General features: G+C 68.7%; 7 protein-coding genes. 4 read left to right on the forward strand and 3 right to left on the reverse strand.

From position 1 onward, the window contains the following. Positions 1-157 precede the first annotated feature (157 nt). Positions 158-1,558 (reverse strand): FAD-binding oxidoreductase, encoded by a 1,401-nt coding sequence (locus tag ACTOWL_RS37035; protein ID WP_441326320.1) that lies wholly within the window; start codon positions 1,556-1,558, stop codon positions 158-160. Between the two features lie 204 nt (positions 1,559-1,762). Between ACTOWL_RS37035 and ACTOWL_RS37040 the strand changes: the two genes are divergently transcribed. The 4 genes from ACTOWL_RS37040 (at position 1,763) to ACTOWL_RS37055 (ending at position 6,371) form a co-directional block, all read left to right on the forward strand. Next, positions 1,763-2,467 carry a hypothetical protein gene (locus ACTOWL_RS37040; protein ID WP_441326321.1) on the forward strand — a complete coding sequence of 235 codons (705 nt, stop codon included), beginning with the start codon at positions 1,763-1,765 and terminating at the stop codon, positions 2,465-2,467. A gap of 31 nt (positions 2,468-2,498) precedes the next feature. Next, positions 2,499-4,583 carry an adenylate/guanylate cyclase domain-containing protein gene (locus tag ACTOWL_RS37045; protein ID WP_441326322.1) on the forward strand — a complete coding sequence of 695 codons (2,085 nt, stop codon included), beginning with the start codon at positions 2,499-2,501 and terminating at the stop codon, positions 4,581-4,583. 10 nt (positions 4,584-4,593) lie between these two features. Then, entirely contained in the window at positions 4,594-5,547 is a 954-nt protein-coding gene (locus tag ACTOWL_RS37050; RefSeq protein ID WP_441326323.1) for a M48 family metalloprotease, read from the forward strand. Positions 5,548-5,645: 98 nt separating this feature from the next. Continuing rightward, positions 5,646-6,371, forward strand: a complete 726-nt coding sequence (locus tag ACTOWL_RS37055; protein WP_441326324.1) for a TerB family tellurite resistance protein — start codon at positions 5,646-5,648, stop codon at positions 6,369-6,371. Positions 6,372-6,391: 20 nt separating this feature from the next. Here the strand turns inward: ACTOWL_RS37055 and ACTOWL_RS37060 are convergent, their stop codons facing one another. Further along, positions 6,392-6,976, reverse strand: a complete 585-nt coding sequence (locus tag ACTOWL_RS37060) for a histidine phosphatase family protein (protein ID WP_441326325.1) — start codon at positions 6,974-6,976, stop codon at positions 6,392-6,394. A 205-nt stretch (positions 6,977-7,181) separates the two neighbouring features. Further along, on the reverse strand, positions 7,182-8,147 hold the full coding sequence (locus ACTOWL_RS37065) for a hypothetical protein (protein ID WP_441326326.1): 966 nt from the start codon (positions 8,145-8,147) through the stop codon (positions 7,182-7,184). Positions 8,148-8,352 lie beyond the last annotated feature (205 nt).

The following is an 8,352-nucleotide window of genomic DNA, read 5'->3' on the forward strand; positions in this document are numbered from 1 at the left end:
AGGGTTGGTTCAGCAACCTCAACCTCTCACAGGCGCGGTCGCTATCCACTCCCCATAGGGTCTTGACCCGGGCATCCAGAGGGTCTCGACATTCTCTGGATTGCCGGGTCAAGCCCGGCAATGACAGCAAGAGGGGGTGGCCCTTCCGGAGCCCTGGTCAATTCCCCGGCAGCACCTTGCCCGGGTTGAGGATGCCGGCAGGGTCGAGCGCCCGCTTCAGGGCCTGCATCACCGCCACGCCGTCGCCATGCTCCTGCTCCAGGAAGCGGATCTTGCCGTAGCCGATGCCGTGCTCGCCGGTGCAGGTGCCGCCCATCGCCAGGGCCCGCATCACCAGCCGGTCGTGGAAGGCCTCGGCCCGGGCGATCTCCTCCCGGTCATCCGTGTTCAGGATCATGCAGGTGTGGAAGTTGCCGTCGCCGACATGGCCGACGATCGGCGCCACCAGGCCGCTGGCCGTGATGTCGGCCTTGGTCTCGACCAGGCAGTCGGCCAGCCGGCTGATCGGAACGCAGACATCGGTCGGCATGCCGCGGCAGCCGGGGCGCAGCGCGATGCCGGCGTAATAAGCCTTGTGCCGCGCCTCCCACAGCTTGCTGCGGTCCTCGGCCTTGGTCGCCCAAAGGAACTCGCCGCCGCCATTGTCCTGCGCCAGCGCCTTCACCGTCTCCGCCTGCTCGGCCACGCCGGCTTCGGTGCCGTGGAACTCGAAGAACAGCGTCGGCGCGACCTCGAGGTCGAGCTTCGAATAGGCGTTGCTGGCGCCGATCTGGACCTCGTCCAGCAGCTCGATCCGGGCCACCGGGATGCCGAGCTGGATGGTGGCGATCGTGGTGTTGACCGCGTCGGCCACCGTCGGGAAGGCGCAGACGGCCGACGAGATCGCCTCCGGGATACCGTACAGCTTCAGCGTCACCTCGGTGATCAGGCCCAGCGTGCCCTCCGAGCCGATGAACAGCCGGGTCAGGTCGTAGCCGGCCGCGGATTTGCGCGCCCGGCCGCCGGTGCGGATGATGCGGCCGTCGGCCAGCACCACGGTCAGCCCCAGCACGTTGTCGCGCATCGTGCCGTAGCGCACCGCATTGGTGCCGGAGGCTCGGGTCGCCGCCATGCCGCCCAGGCTGGCATCGGCGCCGGGATCGATCGGGAAGAACAGGCCGGTGTCGCGCAGATGCTCGTTCAACAGCTTGCGGGTCACCCCGGCCTCGACCGTGCAGTCCAGGTCCTCGGCCGAGACCCGGGTCACCCGGTTCATCTGCGACAGGTCGACGGTGACGCCGCCGCGCAGCGCCGCGATGCCGCCCTCCAGCGAGGTGCCGGTGCCGTAGGGCACCACCGGGACCTCGTGCGCGGCGCAGATCCGCAGCACCGCCGCGACCTCCTCGGTGGAGTGCGGGAAGGCGACCGCGTCGGGCGGCATGGTCGGGTGCCAGGACTCCTCGCGTCCGTGCTGCTCGCGCACCGCGGCGGCGGTGGAGAAGCGGTCGCCCAGCAGGGCGCGCAGGGCGGCGAGGGCGCGGTCGGCGAGGGCGGGGCGGGGCGACTGGGGGACGGCCATGATCCGGTTCAAAGGTCAGACATAACGAGGACGGCTGTCGACCTTAAGCCCGCGCCTGCCGTGCGGCAAGGCTGCGCCATCGGCGCCCGCGGCCGCAATCCCGTAACAACACTGCCGTCAATGCGACACAAAGGCAGCGCATTGGACGTTCCGGGGGCGGCGGAAGACTATCCGTCGTGAATTTAAGGTCGGGGATTAGCGAATATGAACAAGCTGGTTTCAACCTGCGCCGCCGTTCTGTTCTCGGCGGCTCTTCTGAGTCCATCGGCGGCCTCCGCCCAGGGGCTGCTGGACATCTTCAACCTTTCCGGCGATTCCCCCGCCCCGACCGGCAGCGAGCCGTCGGCGCAGGTGACCGCGATCAGCGGCGCGCCCGGCGCCGAGGTCGAGGTGACGGACAGCGTCTATCCCGGCCAGACCATCGATCTCGGCCGCAGCGGCCGGCTTGTTCTGGCCTATGGCGGCGGCTGCACGGTCGAGACCATCCGCGGCGGCGTCGTCACCGTCGGCGTCGCCGCCAGCCGCGTCGCCGGTGGCCAGGTCCAGACCAGCAGCGGCGACTGCGCCCGCACCCAGGTCGCGGTGAACGCCCGCTCGGCCGAGGCCGGCGCCGGCGTCAACCGGCTGGGCGAGAGCCCGTTCGACCCGCGGCTCTGGGCCGAGACCACCGTCACCTCCGCCCGGCCGCAATTCTCCGGCGCCGACGGTTCGGTCAGCATCGTGATGCTGGACGCGCCGGCGCCGCAGACCGTGTGGGAAGGCCAGGGCGGCGGCGGCTTCCGCTACCCGGGCAACGCGCCGAAGCTGCAGACCGGCGTGCCCTACAAGATCGTGGCCGGCGGCCGGTCCGCCGTGTTCTCGGTCGATCCCGGGGCCAAGGGGGCGAGCGGCACGGTGGTACTGCGCTGACGCGCGGCCCGACGCCACTCTCTTTCCGATCATGCGAAGGCTCCGTCGCCCGGCCGTGGCGCTCGGGATCGGCCTGGTCCTGGGCAGCAGCCTGCTGCTGCCCGGCGCCGGCTTCCTGCAGCGCCTCGGCATCGACATGCTGCTGTGGCTCGACCGGCCGCTCGGCTGGACGTCCCGGCCGCTGTCGCACCGCCTGCCGGTGGCGGTGGTGGCGATCCGGGAGGAGACCTACCGCACCCCGCCGCTGTGGAACCGGCCGAAGGTCTCCTGGACGCCGGAACTCGGCCTCGTTCTGGTCGGGCTGGCCCAGGGTGGGGCCGCGGTGATCGGCCTGGACGAGATCTTCCCGACCACGCTGGACCGGCGGGATCTGATCGAGAAATACGACCGGCCTCTGAAGCAGGCTCTGGCCGCGATCGCGCCGACCGGCCGGATCGTCCTCGGCTTCGCCCAGTCCGGCGATGTCCCGGTGCGGCCGGAGCAGGGGCAGGTCACGGCGGTCGGCGGCGACCGCAACCTGAGCCCGGTCAACCTGCACTATGACCCCGACAACGTGGTCCGGGTCTACCCGGCCGTCATGCCGCGCCAGGACGGCGGAGACACCGTGCCGACCCTGGCGGCGGAGCTCGTCGCCCGGGCCGGCCACGCCGTGCCGCAGGGTGTTTCGGTGATCGACTTCACCATCGGTCCGCGCGACGTGCCGATCTATGACTTCGCCGATTTGGCGGCCTGCGCCAAGGCCGGCCAGGTCGACTTCTTCCGCCGCGAATTCGCCGACCGAATCGTCATCATCGGTCCGCTGCTCGATGTCGAGGACCGCCACCTCACGGCGCGGCGGCTGCTTGCTGAGGCGTCGGACCACGAACCGGCGGCGCGCTGCTCGCGCCCGGAGGCGCCGCAGACCAGCACGCTCAGCCGGTCCAACATGCCGGGCACGCTGGTCCACGCCATCGCGGCGCTGACCTTCGCCCTCGGCCGGGCGCCGCAGATGCTGCCGCCGCCGGCCGCCGCTTCCGTGGTCGGGGTCGCCTCGACCGCGCTGGGGGCGCTGCTGTTCTTGCTGGCGCCGGGCTGGGGCCTGCTGGCGCTGCTCGGCGCCGCGGCGGTCGCGGTGCTCGCCTCGCTGCTGGCGCTCGGCGGCGGCGTGGTGCCGCCGCTGGTGCCGCTGCTGCTGGCCTTCGCCCTGACCTACACCGCGATCTATGTCTACCGCTTCGTGGTCGAGGACCGCGCCCGGCGTCGTGTCACCCACGCCTTCCGGCATTACCTCGCCCCGTCGCTGGTCGAGCGGCTGGCCGAGGATCCCGACGGCCTGACCCTGGTCGGCGAGACCCGGCCGATCACCATCGCCTTCTACGACATCGCCGGCTTCACCGACCTGAGCGAACGGCTGGAAAAGGAGCCGGAACGGCTGGTCGCGGTGGTCAACGGCCTCCTGGCCCGCGTCGCCGACGCGGTCGAGCGCCACGGCGGCTATGTCGACAAGTTCATCGGCGATTCGGTGATGGCGGTGTGGGGCGCGCCGCTGCCCGACCCGCATGGCGCCGAGCACGCCGTCGCCGCGGGGATGGACGCCTTCGCGGCGCTCGGCCGGTACAACCGCACCGCGATGCAGGACCAGGGCCTGCCGCCGCTCGGCCTGCGGGCCGGCATCAACTCCGGCCCGGCCGTGGTCGGCAATGTCGGATCGCCGACCCGGCTGAACTACACGGTCCTCGGCGACGCGGTGAACCTGGCCTCGCGGCTGGAGGGCGCCAACAAGCTCTACGGCAGCAGCCTGATGATCGGCGAGGCCACCTATCGCGCCCTGCCGCAGCGCTGGCTGATGCGGCGGCTCGACTATCTGGCGGTCAAGGGCAAGCTGCGGCCGGTCCGGGTCTATGAGCCGATCGCGCCGCTGGTCGACGCCACGGTCGAGCAGGTGCAGGCGGTGCGGCTGTTCCATGCCGCGCTGGCCCTCTACTACCGCCGCCGCTTCGCCAAGGCGGCGGACCGCTTCGCGGAGCTGGCCGACACCGATCCGGCCGCCGCGCTCTACCGCGACCGCGCCACGGCCTACGCCCAGGCGCCGCCGCCGGCCGACTGGGATCGCAGCCATAGCCTGACCACGAAATGAGGGGGATATTTTGAACACGCCATTCACCACTCTGCATCGCCGCTTCTTTCTCGCCGGGGCCGGCACCAGCCTCGCGGCGCTCGCGCTCGGCGGCTGCCAGACCGTGCAGAACTACGCCAACGACCCGATGGGGGCGGCCAGCACCATCGGCCAGCTGTTCGCCTCGAAGGAGATGAGTCCGGGCGAGGAGCTGGCGATGGGCGAGGGGCTGTACCCCCGCCTGGTCGCGGATTCGGGCGGCGCCTATCCGAACGCCCGGGTCCAGTCGGCGGTGCGCAGCTTCGCCGAGCCGCTGTTCCGGGTTTCCAAGCGGCAGTTCCGCTGGGAGATCACGGTGCTGGACGACAACACCCCGAATGCCTGGGCGCTGCCGGGCGGCAAGCTGGGCATCAACAAGGGCATCCTGCGCTACGCCGCCAGCGAGTCCGAGCTGGCGGCCGTGATCGCGCATGAGATGGGCCATGCCGAGCTGAGCCACCAGGTGCAGGAGCTCGACAGCAAAGGGATGCTCGACCGGCTGGCCGCGTTCGGCAAGGGCGTCGCCCAGACCGAGATCAACGCCCAGGCCGGGTCGCTGAGCGGGGTGGTCGAGCCCCTGAGCAAGGCTGCTCTCGATGAGCTCGAAGGCCCGGTCAAGGACCTGATCACCTCCGGCTACTCCCGCAGCCACGAGCGCGAGGCCGACGCCTATGTGCTGACCGTGTTCCGCGCCACCGGCTACGATCCGCGCCAGGCCTCGGCGATCTTCAAGACGCTGGACTCGCTGGTGCCGCCGGACACCGAGACCACCACCTCGCTGTTCTCCAGCCACCCCGGCACCCGCGCCCGCATCGAGCTGATCGACGAGGCGGCGGCCCGGCTGCCGGCCGGCGGCGGCTCGGCCGGTTCGGCCTCCTTCGCCACGATCAAGGCGGTGTTCCCGACCCGGCGCTACTATCTGCGCAACCCGGCGGAGGCCAGCTGACCCGGGTCCCGGCCCGCGTCATCGCGGCCCCTCCGTTCCGCCGCTCGACCTGCTATCATGGCCCCCGAGGGGCGGCGTGTCGGCGAACGGAACGAGGGATGAGCATCTGGGGTAAGATCGTCGGCGCGGCCGCTGGCTTGGCCATGGGCGGCCCGATCGGGGCGCTGCTGGGCGCCGTGGCCGGCCATGCCGTCGACTGGTATCGCGGCCAGCCGGCGGATGGCGACGCCACCCAGCACATCGCCTTCACCATCGGCGTGATCGCGCTGGGCGCCAAGATGGCGAAGGCCGACGGCGCGGTGACGACGGAGGAGGTGAAAGCCTTCCGCCGGGTCTTCCGCGTGCCGGCGGAGGAAGACGCGAATGTCGAGCGCCTGTTCAACCTGGCGCGCCGCGACTCCGCCGGGTTCGAACCGTACGCCCGCCAGCTCGCCGGCATGTTCAGGGACCGGCCGGAGGTGCTGGAGGAGCTGCTGCAGTGCCTGTTCACCATCGCCAAGGCCGATGGCGACGTGAAGCCGGCGGAACTCGACTATCTGCGCGCCGTGGCCGGGCTGTTCGGCCTGGCCCAGGCCGACTTCCACCGGCTCTGCGCCGAGGAATGCGCCGGCTGCGATGTCGATCCCTACGGCGTGCTGGGGGTCGAGCGGCAGATCGACGACGACAGCCTGAAGGCGGCCTATCGCCGGCTGATCCGCGAGCACCACCCGGACCGTCTGATCGCCCGCGGTATGCCGGCCGACTTCATCGCCATCGCCACCGACAAGATGGCCCGCATCAACGCCGCCTACGACATCATCCGGCGCGAGCGGAAGCTGGCGTAGCGGCAGGGCCGGGCTGGAACTCAAGGCTGAATGCGGCCGACAACCTCGACCTGATCGCCGCGAAGACGAACAACGATGCCTTCGCCGCCGCCCGGCGCCAGGCCCGTAAGCGCACCGATGTTGACCTGATGCGTCACGACGACCAGCGCGCCGGGGCCGCGCCACGCAGCGAGCAGCTCTTTGGCAAGCTTTGTGCGCCCGGGTTCCTTGGAAGGGTCGTCGAAGAACGAGTTAAAAGCTGGCTCGCGCCGAACCTGGCCAGGGAACGCGAGTTGGGCGGTCTCCAGCGCTCGACACCATTCGGATGCGAGGACGACGCCGATGCGAACCCCTTCCGCCCGGAGCCGGTCGCCGATACGGCGTGCCTGAGCGCGCCCCTCGGAGTCGAGATTCCGCTGGGTAGCGCAATCGCCGATGCGGAAGCCAGGCGGATCGCCACCGCCGGGCGCATGGGCGTGACGGAACAAGACGATAGCGCCGTCGCGAAGTGCGGCCAACGCCACCTCTTCGCTCGCGATTGCAGGCAGCGAGCCTATCAGACCTGTGGGCAAGAGACCGAGAAGGGCCAGAAGCCCGCGACGTGCGACGAAGAGGTCCAAGCTCATGAGGTCAACCCATGACGTTGCAGACGCAGCGACAGTCGATGTACACAGCACAGAAGGTTGCTCCGCGCGATTTGAGCGAGTGAGCCCTCCGCCGCCAGGAATCGCCAGCGGTCAGTGCCTCATCGCCACGCCTGTCCGCAAGCCATGTCGTGGAGGCCGTCACGCCGCGCCTGGTCGTGCCAACCGCGATATGATCGCTGCGGATTTACGCTTCCAGGAAAATACGCGCGGCGTCCTTGCATGACATTCCGGGTTGCACGCCTTTTTTCGCTGCCTGCGCATTCATCTCGGAGATGATACCGTCATTATAGGAACTGATTTCGTCGCCAATCCGCGCGGATAGCGCTGCAACCGCTGCTGCGGGAATGCCCTCGCGTTCCAGTATTGTGAGGGCGATTACACCGGAACGGTCTTTGCATAGCCCTGCGTCGTTCGCGATTATACCTTTCGGGCGAACTGCGAGCGCATATTGCGCCATGGTTTCGCCGCAGTGGGTAGCGGTCACGAAGACGTCATTCGCGCGTTTCTCTTTGATCAGCGCGATAAACCATGCCGCGTAAATCCCGCCTGTTTTTGTTTCAACCAGGGTCGTAATTTTGCCGTCGGTGTGCGATCCGGCGCCGCTATCCACCTGACGTGCTTGCCCTTCAGGAGCGTCCAATATGGCGTAAGCGGCTTCCCGCACCGGCATGTTTTCGCGCACGCCTGCGGCTCTGGCCGCCTCGTTCAAATGTCCGATGACACCGTCGAGAAGCAGGGATCGCCCATCAGACATGCGGGCCGACATGGTCAGGCAAGCGGCCGCCGGCACGCCATATTCTTGCGCCATCGCAAGGCCAGCAATCCCGGCATTGTCTTTGCCTACTCCAGCAGCGTGGGCAATTAATCCACGAGGCCCGAGAGACAATGGGTCGGCGAAAGTCTGCAGGCCAGCAAACGAGCAGCCGACAACGACATCTTTCTGGGATACGCGTAAAGGTCCCATGAGATCGAGTCGTCGCGTCAAATAGCTGAGCGAATCGGCAATGAAGATCCGTCCCTTCGGCGTCTCATCGTAAACCGCGACGCCATTGAAGTTCGCAGGGAGAGAGCCCTGCGCAGCAGCATTTCGGAACATCGCAGAGCTCGCGGCAAATGCTGCGCTGGTTCGAAGAAAATGTCTGCGATTCATCGAACGGCTCCTGAGGTTGATTTTGGCGCATCGTGATTGCAGCGAAGCTGGTACGAACCAGTCATCAGCGTGACTAATCTAGGTTCTGTGGACGGATTTGACCAAGATGAAGGCAGCGGTGAGAGCAACGAAGGAGGCGAAGTTTCGTTTGGTCTTCTCGCAGCGTAGGGCGATGCGCTTGAAGCGCTTGAACTTGCCGACGGCC

This window comes from Inquilinus sp. CA228, from assembly GCF_052078665.1.
GTDB lineage: Bacteria > Pseudomonadota > Alphaproteobacteria > DSM-16000 > Inquilinaceae > Inquilinus.